We start from the raw sequence: 26182 nt of genomic DNA, 5'->3' as shown, positions 1-26182 counted from the left end.
CGCAGCCTCGCTGGGGCTCGGCAGCTGCTACGGGGGCCTGTTCACTCGCCGGTATTGGAAAACCCCGCGACGATCTCCTCGATCACCGCCCTCTCCCGCACCGTGTGCCGCAAGTCGGCATGGGGCACCAGCCACACGTCGTACGGCGCCGGTCGCGTGCGTTCCGGCCACAGCCTGACCAACCCGTCCCGTGCGCCCATGTACACCGGAATCTCGCCAAGCCCGATCCCCGCTGCGATGGATCGCCGCACCAGCAAGCCTGAGCCCCTACTTGAAACAATCCGCCCATGGGTCAGCGGCTCCGAGACCAGGGTCATCTCCTTGTTACTCGCCAGATACGGCTGATACACCACCAAGTCATGCCCTTCGAACGCCGACCCCGGTTCCGGCGCACCGTGGGCGTCGACATGACTTTGCGAGGCAAACAGCCCCTCCGGCCAGCGCGCAATGCGCCGGGCGATCAGGTCCGGGTTGTCCGGTCGGGCGTTGCGCACCGCGATGTCGGCTTCACGCTTGGCCAGGCTGATCATCTGCGTGGACGCGTCCAGTTGCACCTGCACCTCCGGGTGCTTGTCGTACAATCAGGCAATCGCCGGGATCAGGAAATCGATGGCTTGTGCTGACCCGCACCGTGCCGGTCAGCCGATCGTCCAGGCCAAGGATTTGCCTATTCAGCGATTTTCAATGCCAGTGGCGGGCATCACGCGTTGTTGTTTGTGGTTGCGTGTGGGGCCATTGTGGTTGCATTGGTTTTGGAATTGGCGATGCAGCTGACAGCCAAGATCAAAAGATCGCAGGCTGCGCCAGCTCCTACAGTGGATCGCCCCCCCTGTAGGAGCTGTCGAGTGAAACGAGGCTGCGATCTTTTGATCTTCAGCAACAACACACAGTCCCACTTACTAACGATCACCTGCACAGGAACCCAAAAATGAACCTGCCCCAAACCATGACCCTGATCGAAATCACCCAACCCGGCGGTCCCGAGGTCCTGCAACCGCGGGATGTGCCGATGCCCGTGGCCGCCGCCGGTGAAGTGCTGATCCGCGTCTACGCCGCCGGGGTCAACCGCCCCGACGTGATCCAGCGCGCCGGCAAGTACCCGATGAAGCCCGGCATGAGCCCGATCCCCGGGCTGGAAGTGGCCGGCGAAGTCGTAGCGGTCGGCAAAGGGGTCAGTGAGTTTGTGCTGGGCGACAAGGTCTGTGCGCTAACCAACGGCGGCGGTTACGCGCAATATTGCGTGGCCCCCGCCAGCCAGACCCTGCCGACTCCCGATGACATGGACTGGATTCAGGCCGCAGCGATTCCGGAAACCTTCTTCACGGTCTGGGCCAATCTGTTTGAAATGGGCGGCGCCAGCAAAGGTCAACGCGCATTGATTCACGGCGGTACCAGCGGCATCGGCACCACCGCGCTGATGCTCTGCCGCGAGTTCGGCGTGGAAGCGTTCGCTACCGCCGGCAGCGAGGAAAAATGCGAGGCCATTCGTAAACTCGGCGCCAAGGCAATCAACTATCGCGATCAGGATTTCGTCCAGGTCATCGCTGAAAAAACCGCCGGCAAGGGCGTGAATGTGATCCTCGACATCATGGGCGGCTCGTACTTCAACAACAACGTCGCCGCCCTGGCCATGGAAGGTCGACTGGTGATGCTCGGCTTCCTCGGCGGCGCCCACGCCAGGGACGTCGACTTGCTGGGGATCATGGCCAAACGCGCAATCATCACCGGGTCACTGCTGCGCGCGCGGACCCAGGAAGAAAAAGCCGCCATCGCCCAAGGGTTGTACGAATACGTCTGGCCAGTGCTGTCGGCCGGGCGTTGCTTGCCGATGATCGATCAGGTCTACCCGTTTACCGACGCGGCAAAGGCCCACGCACGGATGGAAGCCGGCGATCATATCGGCAAGATTGTATTGCAGATGGACTGATCAGTAGCCCTCACCCGCCGCCCCGGCGCCACCGATGATTGCAATGCCTGAGCTGCTGCCCAGGCGTGTCGCGCCGGCCTCGATCATCGCCAGGGCGGTCGGGTAATCCCGTACGCCGCCCGAGGCCTTCACGCCCATCACCGGGCCCACGGTGCGGCGCATCAGGGCCACGTCTTCGACGGTGGCGCCGCTGCGGCTGAAGCCGGTGGAGGTCTTGACGAAGGCGACGTTCAGCTCGCGGCAGATTTCGCAGGCCTTCACTTTTTCAGCGTCGGTAAGCAGGCAGGTTTCCAGAATGACTTTCAACGGCACGCTGCCGCAGGCCTGTTTGACCTGGGCGATGTCGGCCTGAACCTCGGCGAACAAACCATCCTTCAAGCCACCGATGTTCAACACCATGTCGATTTCGCCAGCGCCGGCCGCAATCGCCCGCGCGGCTTCGAAGGCCTTGGTATCACTCAGCCCGGCCCCCAGTGGGAAGCCGACCACCGCGCAAACCTTGACGCTGTGCCCCGCCAGACACTGCGTGGCATGGGGCACTTGCCCGGAGTTTACGCATACCGAATAGAAGCCATGTTGCGCAGCCTCGCGGCACAGGGTGGCGATTTGCTCGCGGGAAGCGTCCGGCGCCAGCAAGGTATGATCGATGTACTGCGCCAGTGCCTGGGGTGGGAGATGGGCCATCGTAAAAACTCCTGTTTGTATATTCAAATGCCCCTGCGCCACAATCGAGGATCATTTGCGCAAAAACGTTACAAATCTAACAAATAATGTTACTTAAATAACACCAACAATCAACCCCGGAATGCCTGTGGACAGTAAAAAAGCCGAGCGTCTCAAGCTGATTCAACAAGCCCTGCAAGACCAGAGCGCCATTCACCTGCGCGAAATGGCGGCATTGCTGGACGTATCGGAGATGACCCTGCGCCGCGACCTGAGCAAGTACACCGACCACCTGCGCCTGCTCGGCGGCTACATCACCAAAATCCACGACGGCAACGAACCCGGCGATTACCGCGTAGCCGAACAGGACACCCGGCACGTCGAGGAAAAACGCCGCATCGGCAAACTCGCCGCGCGTTTTATCCAGCCCGGCGACACAGTGTTCTTCGACTGCGGCACCACCACCCCGTTTGTGGTGGACTTCATCCCCGACGAGCTCGAATTCACTGCGGTGTGCAACTCCCTGAACGTGCTGCTCAAACTGTCGCAAAAACCCAACTGCCACATCGTGGTCTGCGGCGGCACGTTCCATCGCAAAAACCAGGTGTTCGAGAACACCAGCGAAACCGGCATCCTCGATAATGTGCGCCTGACCTGGGCCTTCGTCTCGGCCGCCGGCATCAGCCAGGACTTTGGGGTGACCTGCTTCAACTTCAATGAAGTGGAGGTCAAGCAGAAAGTCCTGCGCCAGGCGCAACAACGCTTGCTGCTGGCCGACCACAGCAAGTTCGACACGGTGCGCACCGCGCATTTCGCCGTCCTTGAGGATTTCCAGTACGTGGTCAGCGACAAGAAAATCCCCAAGGCCTATCGCGACGCGATTGTCGCCAGCGGCGCGCAACTGATCATCTGATCAAGGCCTGTTGCTCGGCTTGATTGAGATAACCGGTGGTGACCGTGAACGCCGCCGTCTGCCCCGCCGCCAATGCCCGCACATGGCCCTTGGCGAACTCGGCGCGATAGCCTTCCGGCTCACAGGTGGCGGGCAGTACGAACGCCGCCACTTGCTGATCGGCGTTGTGCAGGATCCAGCGTGCAGCATGGTTGAATTGGTCGGGGCGATAGCGCGTGTAGAACGCCGCGCCGTCCGGATGACTCAGCAAGAAATGCGCATCGCCGTTTGCATCGGCGCGCACGCCGTCGAAGAAAAACACGATCTCCGGGTCGTAGAGGTCTGGGCGGTCCAGGGATTGAAACTGTTCCGGCTCCAACGCCAATTGCGCCATGTAACGGCTCCAGGCCGGCGTCGGCTTCACGTGGGCCGGTACGCTGCTACGCAATCGCACCTTTTCGAACCCCAACGGCTCGATGAACCGGGCGCCCTCGACGTAGGCGTAATTCATGTGGGCCATGTACATCAGGTCCATGGGTTTGCCGGCCAGGTTGGTCACCTTCATGGCGATATCGACCAAGCCCGAATCGGAGCGCAAGGTCACGCTCGGGCTGGCCAGATAGCGATCGCCGAAGCCTTGGGCGTATTCATACTCGCCGCCCAAGCGCAGGAAGGGTCCAGCGCTGTCTTCACCGACCTCCAGCCACGCACGATCCATTGCCGCGCAGGGCATCTCGCCGTGCAATGGATGATCGTCCCCGGGCGTCGGGCAACCGTTGCGCAGCAGCCCGCTGTGGAACATGAAACAGCCGTAGGTGCCGATGACTGTCGGGCTCGGTCTGGGCTGGCTGAACAGGTTGCTCATGGTCAGGTCGCAGCCGTCGAACACCGCGTCCCAGATCATCTGGCCCTGATACGGCAGCACCACCAGTTTTCCACGGCTGTTTGCCAATTCCAGTGCCATTACACCACTGGGATACAGGCTGGCGCTGACCCTGAACGACTCTGACTCCAGCAACGTCCTGGGTGCTTCACCAAACAGCGCCGGATAGAGATTGATCCGTGTGTTCATGAGGTCACCGCCACACCCACCGGCACCTGCTCGCTGGCGGAATGACGCAAGCAGCGCACCGCGTAGGCGACGATCACGATGAAACACAGCAACGGCACGCTGTAGGCCAGTTGCATATTGCCGCCGCTGTAGTCGGAGAGCAGGCCCTGAAAGATCGGGATTACGCCGCCACCGACAATGCTCATCACCAACAGCGAACCGCCGACGCCAGTGTCTTCACCGAGGCCGTCGATGGTCAGGCCATAAATGGTTGGCCAGCACGGCCCGAGGAATACGCTCACACCGACCGCCGCATACACCGCCGTGATGTTCGGCACCAGGATGGTGTAGGCCAGCAACACAATACACAGCACGCCATACATCGCCAGCACCTTGGCCGGGTGCAGCTTGCGCATCAGCACGTTGGCGATCATCTTGCCGACGAAGTACGCGGCGAAGGTCGTCAGCAGAAACCACGACGCGCTGCGCTCGTTCATCCCGCCCAATTGCATGGCCAGGCGAATGGTGAAACTCCACACGCCGACTTGCGCGCCGACATAGAGGAACTGCGCCAGCACACCAAAGGTGAAACGCTTGTTGCCCCACAACCGCGACAGGCTTTGGCCCAGGCTGGCGGTTTTCTTACTGGCGGTTTGAATGCCCTTGCACGCTGGAAACCGGGTGATGGCGATCAGGATGAACATCAGCACCAGTACCGCGATCATCCATTTGTACGGCAGCAAGGTGGACTGGATCATTTGCAGTTGCTGGATCGCCGCATCCGAGGTGCTCATTTGCGTGAGCTGCTCGCGAGTGGCGTCAGTGTCCTTGAACATCACGAAGCTGCCGACGTACACCCCGGCCATCGCGCCGAACGGGTGGAAGGTCTGGGAGATGTTCAATCGGCGGGTGCCGGTTTCCCGTGGGCCCATCAGGGTCGAATAGGTGTTGCAGGCGGTTTCGAGAAACGACAGGCCTGCTGCAATCACGAACAGCGCCAACAGGAACATGCCGTACTTGGCAGTGGACGCCGCCGGGAAGAACAGCAGGCAACCGAGCATGTACAACATCAGGCCGATAAGGATGGTGGTCTTGTAGCTGAAACGCCGAACCACCAACGCCGCCGGAATCGCCACGAAGAAGTAGCCCAGGTAAAACGCCGACTGCACGAATGCAGTCTGGAAATCGCTGAGCAGAAAGGCCTTCTTGAAATGCGCGATGAGCACGTCGTTCATGCTCGCGGCCGCCGCCCACAGCGCGAAGATGCTGCACAGCAAGATGAAGGCGAACCAGGGCGTGCGGTTCAGGTAGAAACCATCGGGCGTCTGTTGGAGCGGAGGCTTTGTCATTGTTGTTCTCCGGTAAGTTTTAAGGGGCGAATCAGCTCGACGTCAGGCGTCGAGGTTGCGCTGAAATTCAGCGAATGCGCGAGCGTCCGGGTAGGAAGTCTGGGTGCCCAGGCCGGTGACCGAGCAGGCGGAATAGGCGACCGCCTGGATCATCGCGGCGCGGATATCGCGCTCGCGACTCCAGTGCTGGATGAAGCAACCGATGAACGCATCCCCGGCGCCGGTGGTGTCGCGGGCCGCGACCGGCAGGCCGGGTATCCGGAACTCGCCTTCTGCGCCGACGTACAGCGCGCCTTGCGGGCCGAGGGTCACGATCACGTGGCGAATGCCGCTGGCGACCAGGGTTTTGGCGGCGGCGAGCGCTGACTCTGCCGAGTCAACGGTCTGGCCGCTGATCAGCGCCAGTTCCGATTCGTTGGGCACCAGGAAATCCAGCTGCGCCAGGTGTTCGCGGCTCAGTCCCGCCAAGGCCGGCGCCGGGTTCAGCAACACCGGGATGTTGTGTTCGCGACCGAATTCGATGGCGTGGTAGACGGTTTCGACATTGATTTCGAGTTGCAGAACGATCAGTGCGCATTCGCGCAGGGCTGGCGCAGCGGCGTCGATATCGGCCGGGGCGAGATGGGCGTTGGCGCCTTTGACGATGAGGATGCTGTTGTGGGAGTCGGCCTGGACAAAGATCGGCGCCACGCCGCTGGACACGCCCGGCACACGCTGGACGTAACGGGTGTCGATGCCCAAGCGCTGGAAGTTGGCCAGGGTGTTGTCGGCGAACATGTCATCGCCGACCTTGGTCAGCATCAACACATCGGCCCCGAGCTTGGCTGCAGCCACCGCTTGATTGGCGCCTTTACCGCCGCAACCAAGGGCAAACCCCGGCGCTTCAAGCGTCTCGCCCTGAGCCGGCATGCGGTCGATGTAGGTGATCAGATCCACCATGTTGCTGCCGATGACTGCGATCTTGCTCATTGCTATCCCACCTTGTTGCGGCTGCCAGGCTGATGGCTGGCGTTCTTGTTTTGTTATTTAAATAACATTTAATGTGATTATTCAATCTTTTTATTGGATTGGCAGGCGCGCAAAGACGAGCGGTTTTTGCGAAAAGACTGGAGCGCAAGGGTCAGGACTGACCCTTGGCACAGAGGAGATGAAGCGGGATCGGGGCGCCGAGAGGCCAGGACAAAGCGCTCAGCACTCCTTGATCCGGCCCCACAACTGTGCAACTTCCTCGGGGCTGGACGCTTTGATCCGCGCCAGGTCCACCGGATAAACCACCTGCGGGTTCTCGACAAACCGGGTCGCGGTGAACTGGCCGTTGCTGGCCCGCAGGATGTAGCCACTGTCTTCGCATTGCGCGGAGCACAGGTAGATCACGCCTGGCGTGACCCATTGCGGTTTCAGATTCTCCGGCTCTTCGGTCACGCCCCACATCCGGGTTTTGGCCACCGGGGACACGGCATTCACCAGGATGCCATCCACCGCACCTTCCATGCTCAGCGCGTTCATGATGCCCAGTTGCGCCATTTTGCCAGCGGCATACGCCACCAGCCCGGGCTGGGCGTATTGCTGGTACATGGCTCGGTCGGAGGAGGTCAGAACTACTCGCGGCGCCGAGGATCGCTTGAGGTGTTTCCAGGCGTGCTTGCATAGCCAGACAGGCGTGTAGACGTTGATGTCCAATGCGCGTTCGATGAACGATGCGTCGGCGTCTTCAATGGACTGATAGCCGACCCAACCGGCGTTATGAATCACGATATCCAACTGACCGAAGGCCTCGATGGCAACGTCGATCAGTTGCCGGCAACCCTCTTCGCTGGCCAGGTCCGCGTTGTGACCGATGACGCTCAGGCCCTGGGCTTGAAGGATTCGCGCGGCGTCCAGCGCGATCGAGGCGTCCTCGCCGCTGCCGATGTTGTCTGCACCAATGTCACTGATGATGACATTGGCCCCGCGTTGCGCCAGCGCCTCGGCGTAACACAAACCCAGCCCACGGCCGGCACCGGTGACAATTGCCGTTCTTCCTGAAAAATTCATGGTCATCCTCCTGATAGACAGGTCACCCTAACATCGCGGGCCAGGTGAGCGATAACCGAAGGCCACCCCATGTGTGCGAGCCTGCTCGCGATAGCGCAGTGTCAGGCGACATCGATGCTGGCTGTACCGACGCCATCGCGAGCAGGCTCGCTCCCACAGGGGATCGGGGTATTGGATGACACCGCGCAACTCACGACTGTCGAAATAATTCCCGCCCCCGGCGCGCATCTGTTAAAACCCGTGCTTTCCCCCGATCGACTGGACCGTTGCATGTTTTCTACCTTCATGAGCCGCTTGGGTCGGCGCTGGTTGCCGTTGCTGTGCATGGCGCTGCTGATCGTCGGCCTGCCGGTGAGTTGCGGGGTTCTCAAGTACAAAGAGCGCGAATTGCTGTTTCGGATCGAGCCGGGCACCGCCGGCTGGTATCACGGCCTGCCGCAGGATGTGCAAGAGTTCGACATCAAGCCGGCCAGCTTCAAGGGCAATCAAAACCTGCATGCCTGGTGGTGGCCGGCCGCGCGCCGCGATGCGCCGTCGATCCTCTATTTGCATGGCGTGCGCTGGAACCTCACCGGTCAGGCGTTTCGCATCGAGCAACTGCGGGCCATGGGCTTTTCGGTGCTGGCCATCGACTATCGCGGGTTCGGCCAGAGCAAGGGTAATCTGCCGTCGGAAGCCAGCGTTTACGAAGACGCTCGCGTCGCCTGGGAACGCTTCAAGACCCTGCAACCGGACGCCAATAAACGCCTGATCTACGGTCACTCGTTGGGCGGCGCGGTGGCCATCGACCTCGCGGCAGACCTGGCCGCCCAGGCGAAAAAGGACCACGTTGCCGTGCCGGTGCACGGGCTGGTGATTGAGTCCACCTTCACCTCGCTGGGGGATGCGGTCGCGCAAGTGGCCGACGAGAACCTGCCAGTGAAATCGCTGCCGGTGCGTTGGCTGCTGTCGCAGAAATTCGATTCCATCGACAAGATCACCGACATCGGCATGCCGCTGCTGGTGGTCCACGGCCTGGCCGATGCATTCATGCCATCGCGCTTCAGCCAGCAGTTGTTCAATGCCGCCAACGAACCCAAGCGCCTGTTGTTGGTGCCCGGCGGTACGCACAACAACAGCATGAGCCTGGGCGGCAGCCAGTATCGCCAGGCCATCGAAAACCTGATGAAAACCAAACCTGCTCAGGTCGCAACGGTGAACCGGGATTCCCGGGACACTTGAAGCCTAGCGATAACCCCGCGCCTGCAAGTCAAACAACTGCGCATAGCGCCCGCCCGCGGCCACCAGGCTGTCGTGATCGCCCCGCTCCAGGATCGAGCCCTGATCCAGCACGATGATGTGGTCGGCGTTGCGCACACTGGAAAATCGGTGGGAGATCAGCAACGTCATGCGGCCCTGGGTGTGCTGGCTGAAATGTTCGAACACCGCTGCTTCCGCCGCCGGGTCAAGGGCTGAGGTTGGTTCGTCCAGAATCAGGATGTCAGCATCGCGGCGCATGTAGGCGCGGGACAAGGCGATCTTCTGCCATTGCCCGCCCGACAACTCCTGCCCTCCGGCGAACCAGCGCCCCAGTTGCGTGGCATAACCGCGATCCAACCCTTCGATAAAAGGTGCAGCCATGCCTTCAGCGGCGGCTTCCTTCCAGCGCTTTTCATCGTCGAAAGCCAGGGTGTCGCCGACGCCGATGTTCTCGCCGACGGAGAATTGATAGCGGATGTAGTCCTGGAAAATCACCCCGATGCGCCGTCGCAGCGCATCTTCTTCCCAGGTTTGCAGGTCGCTGCCGTCCAGCAGGATGCGACCCTGATCCGGGCGATAGAGCCGGGTCAGCAACTTGATCAGTGTGGTCTTGCCTGAACCGTTCTCCCCCACCAGCGCCATGCTGCGACCCGGCACCAGGTGCAGGTCAATGCCTTCCAGCGCAGCTCGACTGGCGCCCGGATAACGGAACCCGACATTCTCGAAACGCAGCCCATCACCGGGCACCACGCCCACGGTCAGATGGCCGGTATCGCTCACCACTGGCTCTGCGAGGTATTCGTAAAGGGCCGACAGGTAAAGACCATCCTCGTACAAACCGCTGATCGCACTCAGACTGCTGCTGACGGCGGTTTGTCCCTGTTTGAACAGCACCAGGTACATGGTCATCTGCCCGAGGGTGATATTGCCGTGAACGGTATCGACCACCACCCACGCATACGCCAGATAAAACGCCCCGGTGCCCAGTAAGCCAAGGGCAAAACCCCAGCCATCGCGACGCAGGGTCAGGCGGCGGTCTTCGGCGTAGAGCCGCTTGAACGTGTCGCGATAACGCTTCAACAGCAGCGGCGCAAAACCGAACAGCTTGACCTCCTTGATAAAACTTTCGTGGGACAGCAGCGTTTCGATATAACTCTGCTGCCGGCTCTCCGGCGCCCGCCGGGTGAACAACCGGAAGGCATCCCCGGAGAAATGCGCCTCGGCAAAAAACACCGGCAACGCCCCGACCACCAGCAACACCAGCGCCCACGGTGAAAAATGCACCAGCAGCACGCCGAAACTGATCAGCACGATCAGATTCTGGATCAGCCCCAACGACTTCATCACCAACGCCAACGGCCGGGTCGAAGCCTCGCGCCTTACCCGCACCAGCTTGTCGTAGAACTCCGAATTCTCGAACTGCACCAGCGACAACGTCTGGGCCTTCTCCAGAATCATCGTGTTGACCTTCTGCCCCAACTGCACCCGCAACAGCGACTGCTGAACCGACAGCGCCCGTTGAGTCCCGGACAACAACGCCAGCACCCCGGCCTCAAACAACACATAACGCACCACCGGCCACAACGGCGCACTGCCCTGCTGCGCGTGCAATTGCATGGCAGTGACGACCGCGTCGACGATGCGTTGGCCGAGCCAGGCGGCCAGGGCCGGGAGGACGCCGGCAATCAGGGTTGCCAGGACTAACCCCAGAAACAACCCGCGGGAGGTGCCCCAGACCAACAGCAAGGCACGTTTTGCCTGGTCGAGCAGAGCGGCGAAACGGGTGAGGGTTGGCATAGGACACGGGGCTCGCTAAAGAACGGCTGGTAAGGACTTGGGCCATGGTACTTCAGTCGGCGATGGGGAAAGTTGCGAAAGAACTGTAACGTTTGTTCGCTTGACGCATGCCCGAGCCAGGAAGAGGATCGACCGACTTTCAGACCACTACGCAAGGAGCCCGGGTTTGATCCCCAAGTGGAATCCAGAGGGACTTATTCCTCCAGTCAACGAACAAAATCCTGCCGGGATGGACAGATCTCCCTATGAGGTAGACCTCTTGGTATTCGTGGATCGCTTCGCGATCAGCCTGGCCCGGTGTGATATTTTGCAAGGCTACCTTTCACACCGTTCCGAGCTTCATAAAATGGGCATGGCCGAAGGCTTTCAGTGGCTAGACGGGAGTTTCACGGAGAACATAGAGCTCACTGATCAACGCGCCCCAAGAGACATCGATGTCGTTACCTTCACTTCTGAGGGGGACGAGTTCTATGATGGCCTACAGCCTGATCAACTAAGATTGTTGGGAGCAACGCGGGAGGAACAGTCCTGCATAAAAAATCAGTTCAAAGTTGATTTTTATGTTCAATCCCTCACTGATGCGCCAGAGCGCTTGGTAGAAATTACATCGTACTGGTACAGCATGTGGTCCCATCGAAGAACAAAGCAGTGGAAGGGATTCCTGCGGGTTGACCTTGCCCCTGCGCAGGATCAAGCGGCACTCGCCATGCTGAAGGCTCGAAAACAGGAGCTCACTCATGAATAGGAACGAATATCTGCATAAGTCAGCAGAACTTCTTTTCCTGGAGAAGCAGCTGGCCAAGCCTGGACTCAGCAAGCTGTCTACGATGTCTATTCGCTCTCGGATAGATGAAGCAAAATCGTATCTCGAAGCTAATAGTCAAGACACCTATCAACCGGCAAAGGTCATCCTGACCTATCGTGGCTCCCCTGTTTGGGGGGCACATGGCGTTTTGGCCGAATTTGGCGCTGCCGCCACCCAGGCATTTAGTGAAGCTATTGCCACAATCGCCGCGTCGATCTCCGGCACGCTAGCCGACAAAGGTCCGATTCCAAATCGATCGAGTAATCAACTACTCATAACGGGAACGGCTTTGGGCTCTTTTGGGTTCGAATTGGAGGAAGTGCCGGCGCAATCACAGCTCGAAATTGAGGGCACCACTTCAGTTTCATTGGCAATCGATTTGATGGCAGAGTTGCTGGAGGCAACGACCAAAAGTGATGAAGAACTTTCCGAGCCTGTTTCGCGACTTGCCGATAGAGCGATTTCCAGTGTTTCGGATTTTTTGGGGAAGCTTTCCAGCTACGATGCTTCTTGTTCGCTAACCACCCGCACCAAGCAATTTCAATTCACCGATAGCGAACAGGTTCGCCGCAGCAAGGCTCGACTGAACCTGGATAACATTCAGGAAACGATAGAGACATTTACGGGTGAGTTTATCGGTGCGTTACCAGACAAACGATCGTTCGAATTCAAAACCACCGATGGATTGGTGATCTATGGAGGCATTGCGAGAGAAATCCCTAACCCGAATGCGGTGAACCTCCACCTCTATAAAATTTACAACGTCACATTGAGCGCCAAACGAATCGGCTCCAGCAAACCTCGTTATATCTTGCAGCAGTTTCCGTGGACTGGCTGATTCAGAGTTTCAAGTAAACCGAGTGCAGAACAGCCCCTTGCTATTTGAAAGCGTGGGCTGTTTCTTGAAACCGCGCCCGATACCGCCCCGGACTCTCCCCAGTCCACTTCTTGAACGCCCGATGAAACGCGCTCGGCTCCTGGAAGCCCAGTTGCTCGGCGATGTCACCAATACTCGCCGTGCTCTGCCGTAACTGTTCAAACGCCACCCCGCGCCGAACCTCATCCTTGATTTCCTGATACGAACAGCCCTCGCGCTCCAGTTTGCGGCGGAAGGTGCTGGGGCTCAGGTGTTGTTCGAGGGCGAAGGCCTGCAAGGTTGGCCATTGGCTGTAATGGCTGTTGCGCAAGCGTTGGTGAACCCGGGACGCGAGGCCATGTTGGTTGCGGAAGCGGATGACCAGCCATTGCGGCGCGGTGCGCAGGAAGACTTTGAGTGAGGCCAGGTCCTGCACCACCGGCAGGCGCAGGTAGTGGCTGGCGAACTCGATTTCGGTACGTTCGGCACCGAAGGTCAGGTTGGGGCCCCAGAGCAAACGGTCGTCGCTGAGCGAGACGCGCGCATGACGAAAATCCGCGCGGTCGATGGGGATGCGCCGCCCGCCGAGCCAGCACAGCAGGCTGATCATCAACACCAGGAAGGTTTCTTCGCCCAAGCGACTGAGGTCGCTGTCGGTCGAGCGGGTTTGCAGGCTGATGACAGCACGCTTGCCGCGCACGGTCAGCGTGCCGCGAAAATCGTGGAGGAACAGGGCAAAGTTGGCCAGGCATTGGCGCATGGCTTTGTGCAGGTCGGGTTCCTGGATCAGCGCCCGGCAGATCAGCGCGAAACTGCCCGGCAGCATGCCGTGGCTGTCGAGACCGAAGAACTCGTCGTCGAGTTCGCGAATCTGGATCAGCCAGAGCGCGGCGAAAGCACTGGCCGGCACCCGGGCCGTGGGCTGGTCGAGCAATGCCGGGGCGATATTGGCTTGTTCAAGCGCAGCCGTCAGACGTTGGGGATTGTCCGCCAGCCCATGGATCATCGCCTGCATGAAGTAGGCCGCCACTGAGTCCGTTTCCCGCATGTGAACGCTTTTCTCCCCATCACCCGAATGGCAAAAAACACCAGTGCCGTTGAACAGTTGCGGCATAGGACAACCGCCCTGCCGGTTTTAGACTCGCGGCCATAGTACGCCTTCGGCCGTTGCGGCGGCCAAGGTATCGAAGGGTTTGATCGCAAGGACTTCAAGCATGAATCTGCAACACATCGGCGTGATCGGCGCGGGCACCATGGGCAACGGCATTGCGCAGGTCTGCGCGCTGGCCGGCTTCAACGTGACCCTGATCGACATCAGCGAAGGCGCGCTGCAAAAGGCTGTCGCGACCGTCGGCAAGAACCTCGATCGGCAGGTCGCCAAAGCGACATTGAGCGAAGAACAGAAACTTGCCGCCCTCGATAAAATCCGCACCAGCACCGACTACAGCAGTCTGCAAAGCGTGCAACTGGTGATAGAAGCCGCCACTGAAAACCTCGACCTGAAACTGCGCGTCTTGCAGCAGATTGTCGCGCAGGTCAGTACCGAGTGCGTGATTGCGTCTAACACTTCATCGCTGTCGATTACCCAACTCGCCGCCACCGTCAGTCAGCCCGAGCGTTTCATCGGCCTGCACTTCTTCAACCCGGTGCCGGTGATGGGCTTGATCGAGGTAATTCGCGGTCTGCAAACCAGCGACGCGACCCACGCTTTGGCGCTGGAGATGGCCACCACACTGGGCAAAACCGCAATCACCGCCGGCAACCGTCCGGGGTTCGTGGTGAACCGGATTCTGGTGCCAATGATCAACGAAGCGATCCTGGTGTTTCAGGAAGGCCTGGCCAGCGCCGATGACATCGACGCCGGCATGCGCCTGGGTTGCAACCAGCCGATCGGCCCGCTGGCCCTGGCGGACCTGATTGGCCTGGACACCGTGCTGGCGATACTTGAAGCCTTCTACGACGGCTTCAACGACAGCAAATACCGCCCGGCGCCGCTGCTCAAGGAAATGGTCGCCGCCGGTTACCTGGGACGCAAAACGGGGCGCGGCTTCCATGCCTATGCCTGAGCGTTGTTCGCGCTTCGCCGAGTACCGGGACAAAGTGCTGGAGCTGTTCGCCAGCAAGGGCTTCGGCCAGGTTGGCATGCGCGAACTCGCCACGTGCCTGGGGCTCGCCCCAGGCTCGTTGTATCACCATTACCCGAGCAAACAGCACTTGTTGCTGGACCTGATCGAAGAGTTCTATGAAAAACTGTTGGCCACGCTTGGGCGCATGGAAAAAAGACCAAACGAGGCATGCTGTCTAACCTGATTCAGGCGCACTTGAACCTGCACCAGGAAATGCCCTGGCACTTTCGTCTGGCGGAGCGTGACAGTGACTGCCTGAATGACGATCAGCAGGCACGGGTTCGACAGTTACGCGAGCAATACGAACGCACGTTATTGCAGATGCTCGGGAGCAAATCCCGGCTCAGTAAACAGGGCCAGTTGGCCGCCGGACACGCGATTGGCAATTTGCTCAACAGCGTGCCCGGCTGGCTGGCGCAGCATCCGTTGGCTGACGTGGAGCGTGATGAGCTGCTGGAAAACCTGGTCAGCGGCGCCGTCGAGCGTCTGCTGCGGCCCTCGGCCCCACGCGCAGCGGCCTGAGGTCCGGGCGATGCAAAGCACTTAAGCAGACGGCATACTGGCACGCCCTCAAAACACAAAAAGGATTTCGTGTGCTCCCGCGCGCCCTTTCTCCCTGGTCATGGCTCTACTACCCGCTAAGCTGGCTCGCTGTGCTCGTGCTGATTTCGCATGTTGTCGTCTTCAACTGGTTCTTGCTCAAGCCGACCGATGTCGGCGGCACCTTCATGGGCGGCGGCATGGCCACGCAATCGTATTTGATGGGTTGGGTCGTCGCTACATTGGGCCTGATCATCGCGGTACTGTGTCGACTGCCCGGCTCGATCACCGGCTGGATCGGCTCTGGCCTGGTGCCTTTGTGTATCGGCCTATGGTGGCAACTGCACTACCCGAACGACGCTGAGCAAGTGATCTACAGCAGCAGCCCGCACATAATTGCCGTCTACATGCTGATCGGCGCAGTGTTGATGGGCAGTGGTCTGTATGCTCGCAGCAGGATCAAAATGCGTACGCCTTCGCGGCTGAAAATGTTTGGTCAAATATTCGTCGCCGCCGCGCTGACTGCAATCTATGTTGGTGCGCCCGTGGCCATTAGCAAACAACGGGCGCTGCCAGACTGCGCGTTCAACAAGGCCGGTCAGCAGTTGACCGTTTGCATCGGCGACGAACGCGTCATCGTCGATTGAACAAGCAATAAGCCGTGCCTTTCCTATAGAAAAAACGTCTGAACAATTCCGGCAGGACCTCGCATCTAACGCTTTGCTACTTGAGGTCGAACCCTATTGAAGCTGGCGGCCAACCTGGCCTCCAGCCCACTCGGTTACCGGGAGCACAGCATGAAAATCAATCCCTACCTGATCTTCAACGGCGACTGTAAAGCTGCCTTCACCTACTACGCCCAGGCCCTGCCCGGCCATATCGACGCCATGATGACGTTCGGCGAAACCCCGGCCAAAGATCACGTCCTGGCGGATTATCACAACCTGATCATCCATACCCGCCTGTCGGTGGGGGACCAGGCGATCATGGGCTCGGACACCACCCCCGACCGTCCCATCGATGACATGAGCGCTTGCTCGATCTCGTTGAACGTCGACAGCGTGGCCGAAGCCGAGCGCGTCTTTACGGCACTGGCAGACGGAGGCACGGTGCAAATGCCGCTGGAAGCGACGTTCTGGGCCGCACGCTTCGGAATGCTGGTGGACCGGTTTGGCGTGGCGTGGATGGTCAATTGCGAGAAGGATCAGTAAGCACACCGCAGAAATCTTGCGGGCACAAAAAAGCCCAACCTCGAAAGGTTGGGCTCTCTGGCAACGATGAATAACCTGTGACCCTCCCTAACATTGCTGCATCAGGCGCTCTGGCAACTCCGTAACAGTCTGCTACCGTCAACAAGCCATCCCGTGTAGCCGCGGACTCCCTTGCAGGAGCAAGCCGTGCCAGCCAATGCCTTCACTCGTTTCAAACTTAAAGGCATTGTGATCATGTACCCGTAAACGTCGCCCCCCCCCGAAGACCGTGTCAGCGGAGGTTGAATGAATCATCTGGTGATCGCGTTAATCGTGTTCTGCTGCCTGTTCGGCAGTGCGTTGCTGGGTTCGTACGTGCGCCAGCGATTGCCCGCGCATCACCTGAGCGATGAGTCGGTCGCCGTCCTGAAGCTCGCCACCGGCCTGATCGCGACCATGTCGGCGCTGGTGCTGGGCCTGCTGGTGTCTTCGGCCAAAGGCACCTTCGACACCACCAATGCCGAGCTGGAAGGCGCCGCGGCCAAGGTCGTTGAATTCGACCGGGTGCTGGCGCGCTATGGCCCGGAGACCCAGCCGATCCGCACGCAACTCAAGCACAATTACGAGAAAATCCTGCAAACCCTCGCCTCCCGGGATCGGTCCCGCCTGGCAATGCTCGACAGCCCTGAAGCGATCATTCGCTCCGAAGCCCTGCAACAGCAGGTCGCCGCACTCTCCCCCAGCACCGACAATCAGCGCAGCCTGAAGGCCTCGGCGTTGCAGATGATGGACGCGGTGTTCGCCGCACGCTGGCTGACCCTGCTGAAGGCCAACCAGTCGATCCCACCGATCATGCTGGTGGTTCTCATCACCTGGCTGTCGATCATCTTCGGCTCGTTCGGTTTGTTCGCTCCGCGCAATGGCACGATTTTGGTGGTGCTGCTGATGTGCGCATTGTCGACGGCCGCGACGATTCTGCTGGTTGAAGAGCTGAATCGGCCACTGGACGGGTTGATCAGTGTGTCGCTGGAGCCGATGCAGCATACGTTGACACGGCTGGGGCAGTAGGCTCCAAAAATTGCCCTGCCCACCGCCGACCCGGCGCTGGATGTGCTGCATGTCGAATACGCCCGCACTCGCTTGAACCTGCTGCTCAACGGTTCGATGACTGCACGGGCTCGGCGGGTGTTGTCCGAGCGACTGGCCCAGGGCGTGCCCAGTGATCTGGACAAGATTGCTCAGGTGGTCGGGGTCAGTACGCGCAGTTTGCAGCGGCGCTTGAGCAATGAAGACATACACTTTTGCGCGTTGCAGGATGAGGCGCGGTTGATGCTTGCGCACAACTTCCTGCGCAACTCGGCGCGCAGCGTGAAGTACATCGGTGCGTTGTTGGGGTTTCGTGATCAGAGCAGCTTTCACAAAGCCTGTATTCGTTGGTTCGGGATGACGCCGGGAAGGTATCGGCAGGCACTTTGAGCCTCACTCACCTTCAGTGTTTACCAGCAAACCCGGTGGGAGCGAGCCTGCTCGCGAAAGCGGTCTGTCTGGCACATGGATGTTGAGTGTGCCGCCGCCTTCGCGAGCAGGCTCGCTCCCACAGTTGATCTCCTTCACCCTGCCCCCCGCGACATCCTGTCCATCCACTGCCGGTGGTAGACCGCTACCCTCGACTGGTAACCTGCGCCCTGCTCCTTCAATGACGACGGTGACGCATTTGATCAGCAGTACCCCATCACTGGCCCGGGATATCGATGGCAAAGCCATCTCTGCCCTGGTACTGGAAGAAGTTCGCACAGAGCTTCTGGCCCTGGCCGAACAGCAAATTTATCCTGCCCTGGCGGTTCTGCTGGTCGGCGACGACCCGGCCAGTCATGTCTACGTGCGCAATAAACTGCTGCGGGCCAAGGAAGTCGGGATTCGCTCCCTTGAATACCGTCTGCAGGACGATGCCAGCCAGGCGCAGGTACTGGAACTGATCGCCCAACTGAACGCCGACGTCACCGTGAACGGAATTCTGGTGCAATTGCCATTGCCGGGTCATATCAATGAGGCGGCGGTGATTCACGCCATCGACCCGATCAAGGACGTCGACGGTTTTCATCGCGAGAACGTTGGCGGACTGGTGCAAGGCATGGAAGTGCTGACACCGTGCACGCCCAGCGGCTGCATGCGCCTGCTGCAAGAGACGTGCGGTGATATCAGCGGCTTGCACGCGGTGGTCATTGGCCGTTCGAACATTGTCGGCAAACCGATGGCAACCTTGCTGTTGCAGGCTCACTGTTCGGTCAGCGTGGTGCACTCGCGCAGCGTTGATGCGCCGGCACTGTGCCGATTGGCGGATATCGTGGTTGCGGCGGTGGGTCGTCCTCATTTGATCGACGCCAGTTGGCTCAAGCCGGGGGCGGTGGTGATTGATGTCGGGATCAATCGCATCACTGACGAATCCGGCAGCCATCTGGTGGGTGACGTCAACTACGCCAGCGCCCGCACCATCGCCAGCGCGATTACGCCGGTGCCGGGTGGCGTCGGGCCGATGACCATTGCGTATCTGCTGAAGAACACCTTGATTGCCGCCAAGTTGCAGCGTGCGGCCGCAGCTCGTGAGTCGGATGCAGACGGGTGTGATTCGGACATCAACTGACCGTGCGTGGCCCTGACCCTGTGGCGGGGAGCTTGCTCCCGCGCCACAGGGTCAGGGCCAGCCACAAGCTCCGTGTTCAACCCGACGATCAAAACCTTGGTTTAACTGTCTTCCACTCCGGCTGATAGCGCTGCATCTGCCTCACGTCATCGCGCTGGCGAATGCCGCACGTCAAATACTGGTCGTGCAGCTTGCCCAACTGATCGTGATCCAGCTCCAGCCCCAAACCCGCTGCCCGGGTGATCTTCACGCAGCCATCGACAATCGGCAGTTTGCCGCCCTTGATCACCTCTTCATCCAGCTCCTGCCACGGGTAATGGGTGTCGCAGGCGTAATCCAGATTCGGCACCGAAGCCGCGACATGCGCCATGGCCATCAAGCTGATGCCCAGGTGCGAGTTGGAATGCATGGACACCCCAAGGCCAAAGGTCTGGCACATTTTCGCCAGCGCCTGAGTGTCGCGCAGGCCGCCCCAATAGTGGTGGTCGGCGAGCACGATCTGCACACTGTTCAGCGCCACGCTGCGACGGAACTCATCGAAATCGGTGACCACCATGTTGGTCGCCAGCGGCAGGCCGGTGCGCTTGTGCAGCTCGGACATGCCTTCCAGGCCCGGCGTCGGGTCCTCGTAATATTGCAGGTCATCACCCAGCAATTCGGCCATGCGAATCGAGGTTTCCAGCGACCAGTTAGCATTCGGGTCGATCCGCAGCGGGTAACCGGGAAACGCTTTCTTCAACGCCTTGATGCACGCCACTTCATGTTCCGGCTCCAGCGCGCCCGCCTTTAGCTTGATGCTCTTGAAGCCGTAGGTTTCGACCATCCGCCGGGCCTGGGCGACGATCTGTTCTTCGTTCAGCGCCTCGCCCCAACTGTCTGGTTTATAGGGTGAATCGATGTGCTGCGCATACTTGAAAAACAGGTAGGCGCTGAACGGGATTTCGTCACGGATCGCACCGCCCAAAAGGTCCACCAACGGCACGTTCAGCGAGTGTGCCTGGAGGTCAAGAAACGCCACTTCAAAGGCTGAGTAAGCATTGCTCACAGCCTTGCTGGCGTGGGAGCCGGGCGCCAGCTCGGCGCCAGCCACGCGGGTGGTTTTGTTCGCTGCCACGGTGGCCTGGACGATGGCCCGCAACTGGTTGAGGTTGAACGGATCGAGGCCGATCAGTTGATCCTTGAGTTGCATTTGGATCGCCAGGGCCGGGGCATCACCGTAGCTCTCGCCGAGGCCGATGTAGCCGTTGTCGCTCTCGATTTCGATGATCGAACGCAGCGCGAAAGGTTCATGAATGCCGCTGGCATTGAGCAATGGCGGATCGCGGAAGGCGATGGGGGTCACGGTAACTCGTTTGATTTTCAAGGTCAGGCTCCGATTGATCTATATCCAGGGCTTAATGCGTCGCGGCGTGGCTCGGCACCACGACTTCGGTTGATTTGCCAGTACGGCTGCGAGGGGTTGTGCGCGCAAAGAAGATCACCACGGCGGCCACCAGCGAGGTCGCCGCCAAGCCATACATCCCGCCTTCGATGGAGCCAGTGGATTGCTCGAGGAACCCGAACGCGGTGGGCGCGACGAAGCCGCCCAGGTTGCCAATTGAGTTGATCAGCGCGATCACCGCCGCCGCAATGCGCGCATCCAGATAGCTTTGGGGAATCGGCCAGAACAGCGCCGACGCAGCCTTGAAGCCGATGGCGGCAAAACAGATCGCGATAAAAGCGAAGACCGGGCCGCCGGTGGTGGACATGAACATGCCGAACGCGGCGATCACCAGCGTCAGCGCGACCCAGGCCTGCTGAAACTTCCACTTGCTGGCCATCGCGGCGAAGCCGTACATCGCAACGATGGAAATGAGCCAGGGCACCGAATTGAACAGGCCGACCTGGAAGTCGCCCAGGTTGCCCATTTTCTTGATCATGCTCGGCAGCCAGAACGTGGCGCCGTAGATCGTCAACGCGATGGAAAAGTAGATGAAACAGAACAGCGCAATCTGCCGGTCGGCCAACAGTTTGAACATTGAGGGCCTGGGCCCCTTCGCGGCCTCACGGGTCTGCTGTTCCTCCGCGATGGCGCCAATCAACGCGCCCCGCTCCTCTTCGCTCAGCCATTTCGCCTCGCGCGGATGGGATTGCAGCCAGAACCAGACAAAACCGCAGAGCACGATGGAAGCGAAGCCTTCAATCAGGAACATCCACTGCCAGCCATGCAGGCTCAAGCCGTTGATGTTCAGCAGCGCCCCGGACACCGGGCCGGAAATTACCGAGGCTATCGCCGAACCGCTGAGGAACACCGCCATGGTCTTGCCGCGCTCGGACGCCGGCAGCCACTGGGTGAAGTAGTAAATGATGCCGGGGAAAAACCCGGCCTCAGCCGCGCCGAGAATAAAGCGCAGCACATAGAAGCTGGTCTCGCCTTTGACGAAGGCCATCGCCATGGCCGCGCAGCCCCAGGTGAACATGATCCGCGTCAGCCAGACGCGAGCGCCGTACCGCTGCAGCAGCATGTTGGACGGCACCTCAAACAATGCATAGCCGACGAAAAACAAACCGGCGCCGAGTCCGTAGGCCGCCGCGCCAATGCCCAGGTCAGTCTCCATGTGGCTACGCACGAAACCAATGTTCACACGGTCGATGTAGTTAACGATGAACATGACCACGAACAGCGGCAGCACATGGCGCTTCACTTTGGCTGCGGCACGGGCGAGTACCGTGGGTTGCGGTGAACTCTGGAGGGTTTTCAAGGGGCGACTCCCGATCTTGTTTTTTTAGGGGCGAGTCGATCATGGACGCGGCAATTGATCCCGTCTAATCTAACTTGGCACTCGATTGATACCTGGATTAGATCAATGTTCGAGCTTACCCAGCTGCGCTGCTTCACCACGGTCGCGACCGAGCTCAACTTCCGTCGCGCCGCCGAACGGTTGAACATGACCCAACCACCGCTGAGCCGACAGATTCAACTGTTGGAGCACCATTTGGGCGTCGAACTGTTTACCCGCACCACCCGCAGCGTCGCCCTGACGGCGGCCGGTCGTGCGTTCTTCATCGAAGCCCAGAACCTGCTGGAGCGCGCCCAGCAAGCGGCCGCCACCGCCCGACGCTTCGCCGAAGGCGACATCGGCTCAGTCAACATCAGTTTCGTCGGCAGCGCGGTGTATGAATTCCTGCCCAAAGTGATCGCTGAGGCACGGCTCAAACAGTCCCACGTCAAAATCGATCTGTCGGAGATGAACACCTACCAGCAACACGAAGCCCTGCGCGCCCGCCGCATCGACCTGGGCATCGTCCGCGCGCCGTTGCTGGAAACCGGTTACGCCACTGAATGCCTGGTGCGCGAACCTTTTGTGCTGGCGGTGCCCAGTAATCATCGGCTGGCCACTGCCGAAACCGTGTCGGTGCAAGACCTCGATGCCCAACCGTTTTTAATGTACTCCCACGCCGCCTACCCGCCGTTCAACGAACTGCTGACCGGCATGCTGCGCTCCGCCCGTGTCGCCCCGGAATACGTGCAGTGGCTGGGCTCATCCCTGACCATTCTGGCCTTGGTCAACGCTGGAATGGGACTGGCCCTGGTGCCGCGCTGCGCCACCAGCGTGGTGTTCAAGAACGTGGTGTTTCGCGATATCGACTTGGGCGAAGGAGTGCAAAGCGAACTGCATTTGATCTGGCGCGAGAACAATGACAACCCGGCGTTTGCGATGCTGCTGGAAGGGATTCGACGGGCGGTCAGGGACGGATGGGGCGCTGTTTCACAGTAGGTTCTTGGCAGACATGAAAAAGCCCAATCCTTTCGGATTGGGCCCAGGCATTAGTAGCGGTGGGACTCCTGACCTCCGTAGTAGCGACCGTGATCACCTCCATGCCCATGCCCATCATGCCAATACGGCCAGCACCCACCGAGCAGCAGGGTGGCTGTAATTACTAACATTAGTGCAGTTGTGCGTTTCATCTGATCATCTCCGGGCAGGCAATGCCTGACGCTGTACACGTTTGATCTGCGCGAAAATGAGAAGGTTCAAAACGTCGGGTCAACTCATCAGACTGCCCGTTCAGAGACTGCGCGACAGCGCTCTATCAATGGCACTTGAGGCGCACTCACCAGCATCGATGCATCAGTTGTGTCGAACACTCCAGAGCGTGAAGCTGCTCCAGCGCCGTACCGTAACTGATGCTGTCTTCATGTTGCGTATGGGACCAATCGCTGCCCACACCAAACAGCGAAGGTCGAAACTCTGCTCCAACAGCACGCCGTGCTGACGAAGGACGGCCAGATCACGCTCAATAAATTCCGAATTACTTTAAAACATTTAGCCTGGGCCAAGCGTCAACCGTTGCCCACGCCGAGCTATTTCCATGACCCCTCCCCGCCCATCGCAACGCCTCCCGCATTTGACTCAGCTACGCAACAAGAAGATGGCCCGCTCGGCACACGCCTATGTTCGAGGCAGCACCGTCCAGTTTTACGAATAGCTACACAGCCAACCAGGCCGGCGCTTGCCTCAAGGACCCGCAATCTGTGATTGCCATTAGATTCGGCTTACTGGGTCAAAAGATGCAGTTCACTCGGTTTGTTGCGTTACGCGGTGCTGCTGGGGGTGGGTGAAAAAGCAGCACCGGAATATTGTTTGATCGACATCAAGGAAGCCGTGGGTGCCGCGGTGCCTCGGGCAGCTCGAGCTCATATGCCGCGCGACAACGGCAAAAGAGTACTGGAGGGAGCCCGGCAACTTTCACCTTCGCTCGGAGAACGAATGATCACGACGCGGTTTCTGGAGCACGACTTTTTTATCCGCGAGTTGCTGCCTCAGGACATGAAGCTTGAACTGGATGAATTAAGCGAGATTGATGCCATGCACGCGGTGGGGTACCTCGCACGCGTTGTTGGAATTGCACATGCGCGGCAGATGGATCGGGCAACTCGAAATAGCTGGATCGCTGAATTACAGGTAAACCGGACAGGACAGCTTGATGCGCCGTCCTGGCTATGGACCAGTATTGTGCAACTGGCAGGGAAGCATGAAGAGGGATACCTGAATCACTGCCGACGCTATGCCCTGGAACATTAGGAGATTCAATAACTCACGCCTTGAAAGCCTCCAGCCTGGAAAAATCCCGCGGAATTAACATTCCGGAACTCCCGCTAAAGCGCCCCAGTCAAAATGTGATGTGGCATCCCATGTCCCTGAGAAACACGACATGAACAAAAAAGAACTCATGGACAAGCCTCCGGTTGTTACCTATCGCTCGTGGATAAGAAAATTCGGGCCCGGCCTGATCACTGGCGCAGCGGACGATGATCCAAGCGGTATCGCGACCTATTCGCAAGCGGGTGCGCAATTTGGCCTGAATACGCTCTGGACTTTGTTTTTCACTTTTCCCTTGATGGTCGGCATTCAGATCATCAGCGCAAAAATAGGCCGGGTTAGCGGGCACGGGCTAGCGACCAATATACGAAAACATTACCCTCGACCTTTTTTATATAGCATCGTCGTCCTGTTGATGTTCGCCAACACCATCAATATTGCAGCCGACATAGCAGCGATGGGTGCGGCGTTGAAGCTGTTGATCGGCGGATCGCCTCACTTGTATGCAGTAGGCTTCGGTGTGGTTTCTCTGCTTCTACAGGTCTTCATCCCCTATAAGCGCTATGTGCGGGTACTCAAGTGGCTGACCCTGGTATTGCTGGCTTATGTGGGCATTATGTTTGCCGTGCACATTCCATGGACCGAGGTCATTCACCAGACTTTATGGCCCAAGATGTCCTGGAAGCCGGAGTACATAACCATGGTGGTTGCCATTTTTGGCACGACCATCAGCCCCTATCTCTTTTTCTGGCAAGCATCACAGGAAGTTGAGGACATGGCGGCGGACCCCAAGGCTCAGTCGCTGATTGATGCACCAAACCAGGCGAGAGCCAACTTTACGCGCATCAACATTGACACAATGGTGGGGATGGGTATTTCCAACATCATTGCGTTTTTCATTATGTTGACCACCGCCGTCACGCTGAATATGCATGGCAACACAGATATTCAAACATCTGCACAGGCGGCGAGTGCCTTACGGCCGATTGCCGGCGAGTTTGCGTTTTGGTTGTTCAGTGCAGGCATCATTGGCACCGGCATGTTAGCGGTCCCCGTGCTGGCCGGCTCTGCAGCTTATGCCGTGGCCGGAACGTTTCAATGGAGGAACAGCCTGGCGGCCAAGCCGGTAACAGACAAAGCTTTTTATAGCATCATTACTGCGGCAACATTATTGGGAGTATTAATCTGCTTTGCACCGATTGACCCCATTAAAGCATTGCTTTGGAGTGCAGTCGTCAATGGCGTCATTGCGGTGCCTATCATGTTCATCATGATGTTGATGGCATCACACAAAAAAATAATGGGTTCTTTCGTCATCCACCCTGGGCTCAGGGTGTTGGGTTGGAGCGGTACGATAGCAATGGCTTTTGTAGTGATCGGGATGTTCTGGGGTATGTTATCAACGTAGAGCTTTTCTCTGATACTTGCCTGGTGACCTTGGCGATAGCCCAAAAACCATCCGTGGGCCCACGAGGGTATTGTCTGGTTCGAGGGCAATTGCGGGAATGAAAACCACGGAAATCACCGGGACGTTTTGGGTATTGCACTGACCTGTAACCGGATTGACGCCGCCGAATACGCCAGGAAAAGCCGTGCCGTGAGAGCCGGGAAAAGATCCGGCCGTGGGCGCCAGATCGCAAAAACCGGCGCCTTTCGGGTCAACCCAGTTGACTGTAACGAACCTGACCGGTGACAAATAAATCTTCGACCATTATAATTTGATTAACATTGACCGTTTTAGGGTACAGACAATTCCATGGAAAATAAGACTGCACGATTAACTGTGCTCATTGATCCCGTCAAGAAAAAAGCGCTTGAGGAGCTGTGCGCGTCTCAGGATCTGACGCCCTCTCAGGTCGTTCGTCAGCTTATTCGGGACTATCTGGAGACGCATGGCGTGTCCTACGCCACCAAAAGCAGAACTGCGGCCAATGGCAAGTGATTCATCTGCGCATGAGCGGGTACGACGAATGCCTGCTCATCGCTCC

The 26182-nt window shown here is 59.2% G+C and carries 23 protein-coding genes and 5 pseudogenes; 18 read left to right on the top strand and 10 right to left on the bottom strand.

Annotated elements, in window-relative coordinates; genetic code table 11:
- Positions 1-41 precede the first annotated feature (41 nt).
- A pseudogene (locus JFV26_RS01010) lies at positions 42-675 on the bottom strand (LysR substrate-binding domain-containing protein); the annotation flags it as partial.
- Here JFV26_RS01010 and JFV26_RS34620 point away from each other — a divergent pair.
- Together JFV26_RS34620 and JFV26_RS01005 are read left to right on the top strand one after the other, a co-directional pair.
- Positions 660-791, top strand: a pseudogene (locus tag JFV26_RS34620) (MFS transporter); the annotation flags it as partial. The pseudogenes JFV26_RS01010 and JFV26_RS34620 overlap by 16 nt on opposite strands.
- 137 nt (positions 792-928) lie before the next feature.
- A complete protein-coding gene (locus JFV26_RS01005) occupies positions 929-1927 on the top strand; it encodes an NAD(P)H-quinone oxidoreductase (RefSeq protein ID WP_201188927.1) in 999 nt (332 codons plus the stop codon).
- Here JFV26_RS01005 and deoC read toward each other — a convergent pair whose 3' ends face one another.
- Positions 1928-2611 carry a deoxyribose-phosphate aldolase gene (gene deoC, locus JFV26_RS01000; protein WP_201188925.1) on the bottom strand — a complete coding sequence of 228 codons (684 nt, stop codon included), beginning with the start codon at positions 2609-2611 and terminating at the stop codon, positions 1928-1930.
- A gap of 121 nt (positions 2612-2732) precedes the next feature.
- On the opposite strand from deoC, the gene deoR reads away from it, so the two are divergent.
- On the top strand, positions 2733-3503 hold the full coding sequence (gene deoR / locus JFV26_RS00995; protein ID WP_201188923.1) for a DNA-binding transcriptional repressor DeoR: 771 nt from the start codon (positions 2733-2735) through the stop codon (positions 3501-3503).
- Here deoR and JFV26_RS00990 read toward each other — a convergent pair.
- The 4 genes from JFV26_RS00990 to JFV26_RS00975 form a co-directional block, all read right to left on the bottom strand.
- The gene (locus JFV26_RS00990) at positions 3496-4554 is read right to left on the bottom strand and encodes an aldose 1-epimerase family protein (RefSeq protein WP_201188921.1); all 1059 of its coding nucleotides are present in this window, start codon (positions 4552-4554) and stop codon (positions 3496-3498) included. The two genes, deoR and JFV26_RS00990, sit on opposite strands and share 8 nt — an antisense overlap.
- Complete coding sequence (fucP, locus tag JFV26_RS00985; protein WP_201188919.1) at positions 4551-5882, bottom strand: L-fucose:H+ symporter permease; 1332 nt, start codon at positions 5880-5882, stop codon at positions 4551-4553. Before fucP ends, JFV26_RS00990 begins: the two co-directional genes overlap by 4 nt.
- Before the next feature lie 42 nt (positions 5883-5924).
- Complete coding sequence (gene rbsK, locus JFV26_RS00980; RefSeq protein ID WP_201188911.1) at positions 5925-6851, bottom strand: ribokinase; 927 nt, start codon at positions 6849-6851, stop codon at positions 5925-5927.
- Between the two features lie 219 nt (positions 6852-7070).
- Complete coding sequence (locus JFV26_RS00975) at positions 7071-7916, bottom strand: SDR family NAD(P)-dependent oxidoreductase (protein ID WP_201188909.1); 846 nt, start codon at positions 7914-7916, stop codon at positions 7071-7073.
- A 270-nt stretch (positions 7917-8186) separates the two neighbouring features.
- Between JFV26_RS00975 and JFV26_RS00970 the strand changes: the two genes are divergently transcribed.
- Complete coding sequence (locus JFV26_RS00970; RefSeq protein ID WP_201188907.1) at positions 8187-9137, top strand: alpha/beta hydrolase; 951 nt, start codon at positions 8187-8189, stop codon at positions 9135-9137.
- Between the two features lie 3 nt (positions 9138-9140).
- Here the strand turns inward: JFV26_RS00970 and JFV26_RS00965 are convergent, their stop codons facing one another.
- On the bottom strand, positions 9141-10952 hold the full coding sequence (locus JFV26_RS00965) for an ABC transporter ATP-binding protein (RefSeq protein ID WP_201188905.1): 1812 nt from the start codon (positions 10950-10952) through the stop codon (positions 9141-9143).
- 166 nt (positions 10953-11118) lie between these two features.
- On the opposite strand from JFV26_RS00965, the gene JFV26_RS00960 reads away from it, so the two are divergent.
- The gene (locus tag JFV26_RS00960) at positions 11119-11697 is read left to right on the top strand and encodes a DUF6932 family protein (RefSeq protein ID WP_201188903.1); all 579 of its coding nucleotides are present in this window, start codon (positions 11119-11121) and stop codon (positions 11695-11697) included.
- On the top strand, positions 11690-12595 hold the full coding sequence (locus tag JFV26_RS00955; RefSeq protein ID WP_201188901.1) for a hypothetical protein: 906 nt from the start codon (positions 11690-11692) through the stop codon (positions 12593-12595). Before JFV26_RS00960 ends, JFV26_RS00955 begins: the two co-directional genes overlap by 8 nt.
- Positions 12596-12635: 40 nt before the next feature.
- Here JFV26_RS00955 and JFV26_RS00950 read toward each other — a convergent pair whose 3' ends face one another.
- On the bottom strand, positions 12636-13661 hold the full coding sequence (locus JFV26_RS00950) for an AraC family transcriptional regulator (protein ID WP_201188899.1): 1026 nt from the start codon (positions 13659-13661) through the stop codon (positions 12636-12638).
- A gap of 166 nt (positions 13662-13827) precedes the next feature.
- On the opposite strand from JFV26_RS00950, the gene JFV26_RS00945 reads away from it, so the two are divergent.
- From JFV26_RS00945 to JFV26_RS00915, 7 genes and pseudogenes are all read left to right on the top strand, one after another.
- Complete coding sequence (locus tag JFV26_RS00945) at positions 13828-14679, top strand: 3-hydroxybutyryl-CoA dehydrogenase (protein ID WP_201188897.1); 852 nt, start codon at positions 13828-13830, stop codon at positions 14677-14679.
- Positions 14666-15261, top strand: a pseudogene (locus tag JFV26_RS00940) (TetR/AcrR family transcriptional regulator). Before JFV26_RS00945 ends, JFV26_RS00940 begins: the two are co-directional and overlap by 14 nt.
- 71 nt (positions 15262-15332) lie before the next feature.
- On the top strand, positions 15333-15926 hold the full coding sequence (locus tag JFV26_RS00935) for a hypothetical protein (RefSeq protein WP_242487705.1): 594 nt from the start codon (positions 15333-15335) through the stop codon (positions 15924-15926).
- A gap of 150 nt (positions 15927-16076) precedes the next feature.
- On the top strand, positions 16077-16490 hold the full coding sequence (locus tag JFV26_RS00930) for a VOC family protein (protein WP_201188895.1): 414 nt from the start codon (positions 16077-16079) through the stop codon (positions 16488-16490).
- A 285-nt stretch (positions 16491-16775) separates the two neighbouring features.
- A complete protein-coding gene (locus JFV26_RS00925; RefSeq protein ID WP_201188893.1) occupies positions 16776-17537 on the top strand; it encodes a bestrophin-like domain in 762 nt (253 codons plus the stop codon).
- Positions 17538-17546: 9 nt separating this feature from the next.
- Positions 17547-17945: pseudogene (locus JFV26_RS00920) on the top strand (helix-turn-helix transcriptional regulator); the annotation flags it as partial.
- Positions 17946-18165: 220 nt separating this feature from the next.
- Positions 18166-19110, top strand: coding sequence for a bifunctional 5,10-methylenetetrahydrofolate dehydrogenase/5,10-methenyltetrahydrofolate cyclohydrolase (locus tag JFV26_RS00915; protein WP_201188891.1), 945 nt, complete (start codon positions 18166-18168; stop codon positions 19108-19110).
- A gap of 88 nt (positions 19111-19198) precedes the next feature.
- Here the strand turns inward: JFV26_RS00915 and JFV26_RS00910 are convergent, their stop codons facing one another.
- Together JFV26_RS00910 and JFV26_RS00905 are read right to left on the bottom strand one after the other, a co-directional pair.
- Positions 19199-20473 (bottom strand): glucarate dehydratase family protein, encoded by a 1275-nt coding sequence (locus JFV26_RS00910; RefSeq protein ID WP_201188889.1) that lies wholly within the window; start codon positions 20471-20473, stop codon positions 19199-19201.
- 31 nt (positions 20474-20504) lie between these two features.
- Entirely contained in the window at positions 20505-21851 is a 1347-nt protein-coding gene (locus JFV26_RS00905; protein WP_201188887.1) for an MFS transporter, read from the bottom strand.
- A gap of 105 nt (positions 21852-21956) precedes the next feature.
- On the opposite strand from JFV26_RS00905, the gene JFV26_RS00900 reads away from it, so the two are divergent.
- The 5 genes and pseudogenes from JFV26_RS00900 (at position 21957) to JFV26_RS00885 (ending at position 26136) form a co-directional block, all read left to right on the top strand.
- Complete coding sequence (locus JFV26_RS00900; RefSeq protein WP_201188886.1) at positions 21957-22868, top strand: LysR family transcriptional regulator; 912 nt, start codon at positions 21957-21959, stop codon at positions 22866-22868.
- 595 nt (positions 22869-23463) lie between these two features.
- Positions 23464-23580 carry a DUF2252 family protein gene (locus JFV26_RS34615; RefSeq protein WP_446739887.1) on the top strand — a complete coding sequence of 39 codons (117 nt, stop codon included), beginning with the start codon at positions 23464-23466 and terminating at the stop codon, positions 23578-23580.
- 56 nt (positions 23581-23636) lie between these two features.
- Positions 23637-24176, top strand: a pseudogene (locus JFV26_RS00895) (DUF2252 family protein); the annotation flags it as partial.
- A 130-nt stretch (positions 24177-24306) separates the two neighbouring features.
- Positions 24307-25602 carry an NRAMP family divalent metal transporter gene (locus tag JFV26_RS00890; RefSeq protein ID WP_201188884.1) on the top strand — a complete coding sequence of 432 codons (1296 nt, stop codon included), beginning with the start codon at positions 24307-24309 and terminating at the stop codon, positions 25600-25602.
- A gap of 348 nt (positions 25603-25950) precedes the next feature.
- Positions 25951-26136: a ribbon-helix-helix protein, CopG family gene (locus JFV26_RS00885; protein ID WP_201188883.1), complete on the top strand. Its 186-nt coding sequence runs from the start codon at positions 25951-25953 to the stop codon at positions 26134-26136.
- Positions 26137-26182: the final 46 nt, after the last annotated feature.

The sequence above is a fragment of the Pseudomonas sp. TH31 genome (assembly GCF_016650815.1).
Lineage (GTDB): Bacteria > Pseudomonadota > Gammaproteobacteria > Pseudomonadales > Pseudomonadaceae > Aquipseudomonas.
This window is presented reverse-complemented; position numbering and strand designations above follow the sequence as displayed.

Excerpts from the sequence above, each read along its gene's own strand:
- JFV26_RS00955 (WP_201188901.1), top strand. The coding sequence starts at position 11,690 with ATGAATAGGAACGAATATCTGCATAAGTCAGCAGAACTTCTTTTCCTG.
- JFV26_RS01005 (WP_201188927.1), top strand. The coding sequence starts at position 929 with ATGAACCTGCCCCAAACCATGACCCTGATCGAAATCACCCAACCCGGC.
- JFV26_RS00970 (WP_201188907.1), top strand. The coding sequence starts at position 8,187 with ATGTTTTCTACCTTCATGAGCCGCTTGGGTCGGCGCTGGTTGCCGTTG.
- JFV26_RS00915 (WP_201188891.1), top strand. The coding sequence starts at position 18,166 with ATGACGACGGTGACGCATTTGATCAGCAGTACCCCATCACTGGCCCGG.
- JFV26_RS00950 (WP_201188899.1), bottom strand. The coding sequence starts at position 13,661 with ATGCGGGAAACGGACTCAGTGGCGGCCTACTTCATGCAGGCGATGATC.
- deoR (WP_201188923.1), top strand. The coding sequence starts at position 2,733 with ATGCCTGTGGACAGTAAAAAAGCCGAGCGTCTCAAGCTGATTCAACAA.
- JFV26_RS00890 (WP_201188884.1), top strand. The coding sequence starts at position 24,307 with ATGAACAAAAAAGAACTCATGGACAAGCCTCCGGTTGTTACCTATCGC.
- deoC (WP_201188925.1), bottom strand. The coding sequence starts at position 2,611 with ATGGCCCATCTCCCACCCCAGGCACTGGCGCAGTACATCGATCATACC.
- JFV26_RS00930 (WP_201188895.1), top strand. The coding sequence starts at position 16,077 with ATGAAAATCAATCCCTACCTGATCTTCAACGGCGACTGTAAAGCTGCC.
- JFV26_RS00885 (WP_201188883.1), top strand. The coding sequence starts at position 25,951 with ATGGAAAATAAGACTGCACGATTAACTGTGCTCATTGATCCCGTCAAG.
- JFV26_RS00945 (WP_201188897.1), top strand. The coding sequence starts at position 13,828 with ATGAATCTGCAACACATCGGCGTGATCGGCGCGGGCACCATGGGCAAC.
- JFV26_RS00925 (WP_201188893.1), top strand. The coding sequence starts at position 16,776 with ATGAATCATCTGGTGATCGCGTTAATCGTGTTCTGCTGCCTGTTCGGC.
- JFV26_RS00975 (WP_201188909.1), bottom strand. The coding sequence starts at position 7,916 with ATGAATTTTTCAGGAAGAACGGCAATTGTCACCGGTGCCGGCCGTGGG.
- fucP (WP_201188919.1), bottom strand. The coding sequence starts at position 5,882 with ATGACAAAGCCTCCGCTCCAACAGACGCCCGATGGTTTCTACCTGAAC.
- JFV26_RS00965 (WP_201188905.1), bottom strand. The coding sequence starts at position 10,952 with ATGCCAACCCTCACCCGTTTCGCCGCTCTGCTCGACCAGGCAAAACGT.
- rbsK (WP_201188911.1), bottom strand. The coding sequence starts at position 6,851 with ATGAGCAAGATCGCAGTCATCGGCAGCAACATGGTGGATCTGATCACC.
- JFV26_RS00900 (WP_201188886.1), top strand. The coding sequence starts at position 21,957 with ATGTTCGAGCTTACCCAGCTGCGCTGCTTCACCACGGTCGCGACCGAG.
- JFV26_RS00990 (WP_201188921.1), bottom strand. The coding sequence starts at position 4,554 with ATGAACACACGGATCAATCTCTATCCGGCGCTGTTTGGTGAAGCACCC.
- JFV26_RS34615 (WP_446739887.1), top strand. The coding sequence starts at position 23,464 with ATGACCCCTCCCCGCCCATCGCAACGCCTCCCGCATTTGACTCAGCTA.